The following is a 2,254-nucleotide window of genomic DNA, read 5'->3' on the forward strand; positions in this document are numbered from 1 at the left end:
GTGCGCCTCGCCCCAGTCGGGGAGGCATATGACTGGAATGCAAAAGAGAAAGGAGGATGTGAGTATTTGCCTGCCCTCTGCTGTAAGGGGGCATGAGCCCAAGCGGCGGTGACCTGCTGTCAACTGGCAGGGTGACGTAGCCCGCAGGTAAAGGGGATTGAGGCGAAGCCGTTACGCCGAGATGGTTCCCGAGGCTGAAGTATTGGAAGGTTGAGGAACACGAACCGGTTAACCCGCATCTGAGGGCTGGAATGTCGCCTTCGCCTATACGGCTTAACAGGCGGAATGCTGATGATGACGCCTGAGATGTATGCCAGCGTCATCCCAACACGGACGAACACGTAGGCTGTCCGTGGCAGCCATGGGGAGAATGCAGCCAGACCATGGCATCGGCATCGACTTGCGGAAAGCAAGGGAAAAGACTGCGACCGGCAGCCTCACCAATACGCTGACGTCCAGCATATGAACGAGGGAAGGCATGATGGAATGACAACGGAGTATTGCGTCGCAAGGGAGTTGACCCTGATGTCCATCATGTTGGCGGAGTTCTCGTAGTAGTCCGCGGCAGGGAAAGCCTGCCACATGGCGAAGGGGAACAGTTCAAACTGCTTGAAGTGCAAACTATCTGACCAAGAGAGGTGAAGACCTTTGATAATCAGCGAAATGCAGCACAAGCTCGCAACATGGGCCGAAAACGATCCAAACCGAAGGTTTGATCGGCTTCTTCGGCTGATTGCCAATCGGGAATGGCTTGCCGAGGCCGCTCGGATGGTTCTTGCGTCAAGTGGCGCACGAACGCCGGGTATCGACGGAATGGATAAGCAACGGCTGCAGGTCAAACTGGATCAGCATCTGGACGACCTGCGGGCAAGCCTGCTGGAGGAGAGTTATCGCCCCCAGCCGGTCAAGCGCATCTATATCCCGAAATCAAACGGCAAGCTACGACCACTGGGTATTCCGACCCTGACGGATCGCATCGTTCAACGCGCCATGCTGATGGCCATGGAGCCGATCTGGGAAAGCGATTTCCATCGTTTATCCTATGGCTTCCGGCCGGAACGGAGCGTGCATCATGCCGTCCGCACCGTAAGGATACAGCTTCAGGATGGAGCCGACACGACGAGGGGCCGCTGGATCATCGAAGGTGATCTGGCCAGCTACTTCGACACGGTCCATCATCGGCTGCTTCTGAAATGCGTGCGGCGGCGGGTGCAGGACGGGCGTTTCGTTGATCTTCTCTGGCGGTTCCTGAAGGCAGGGCACATTGATCGTGGCCTGTTTACAGCCTCAAGCGAGGGCGTTCCGCAAGGTGGCGTTCTGTCACCGCTCCTTTCCAACATCATGCTCCACGAGTTTGATATGTGGCTGGAGGCGAAATATCTAAGCGACAAGGCCCGCAAGGATCGCTGGGCATGGAACTTCGGCATCCAGCAAGGCAGGCCCATTACGGTTCGAGAGAACCGGCAATGGAAACCCGCCGTTGCCTATTGCCGATACGCTGACGACTTCGTCGTGATCGTAAAAGGAACCAAGGCTCAGGCAGAGGAAATCCGCGAGGAGTGCCGGGCGTTTCTGGAAGGTGAGTTGAAGTTGACGCTGAACATGGAAAAGACCCATGTGACACACGTCAATGACGGCTTCGTCTTTCTGGGGCACCGGATCATTCGCAAGCGAGGGGGACACGGACGGATGTCCGTCGTCACGACGATACCCAAAGAAAAGGCCAAGGGGTTTGTTCGCAGACTTACCGAAACCCTTTCCGGCAATCATAGTGTCAGCACGGTCGACATGATCGCCAGCCTGAACCGCCAATTGGTGGGATGGGCGGCGTTCTACAAGTTCACCGACTTCACGGCGTACGTCTTCCGGCGCATCGACCATGTCGTGTTCTGGAAAATGGCGCATTGGCTGGGACACAAGTACCGATCCCGCATCAAGCCCTTGATGCGGAAATGGTTCAGGGTCCCGGAACCGGGCAAGTCGAAAACCTGGCTCGTGTTTGGTCGCAATGAACGCGGTGCCCCTGTTGGAAAAGCGCTAAAACGGCTTGTCTCAAGCCCCAAAGCGCAATTCCGTTGGCGCAACCCGGAAGAAAACCCATACATCTTCCGGATCGAAAACCGCAGTACCGTCACGTCGCATTACCATGACGTTGCTATGGCCATGGGCCAAGCTTGAACAGAGAGCCGTATGCGCTGAAAGGTGCACGTACGGTTCGGGGAGGAGAAGCGCATCTGCGCTTCTTACTCCACTC

General features: G+C 56.6%; 1 protein-coding gene. It reads left to right on the forward strand.

Annotated features, from left to right (window positions below; translation table 11 throughout):
- Window positions 1-648: 648 nt before the first annotated feature.
- A complete protein-coding gene (gene ltrA, locus ABWW28_RS27450) occupies window positions 649-2,178 on the forward strand; it encodes a group II intron reverse transcriptase/maturase (protein WP_353392985.1) in 1,530 nt (509 codons plus the stop codon).
- Window positions 2,179-2,254: the final 76 nt, after the last annotated feature.

The organism is Brucella sp. NBRC 14130, from assembly GCF_040371715.1.
In the GTDB taxonomy this organism is placed as follows: domain Bacteria; phylum Pseudomonadota; class Alphaproteobacteria; order Rhizobiales; family Rhizobiaceae; genus Brucella; species Brucella intermedia.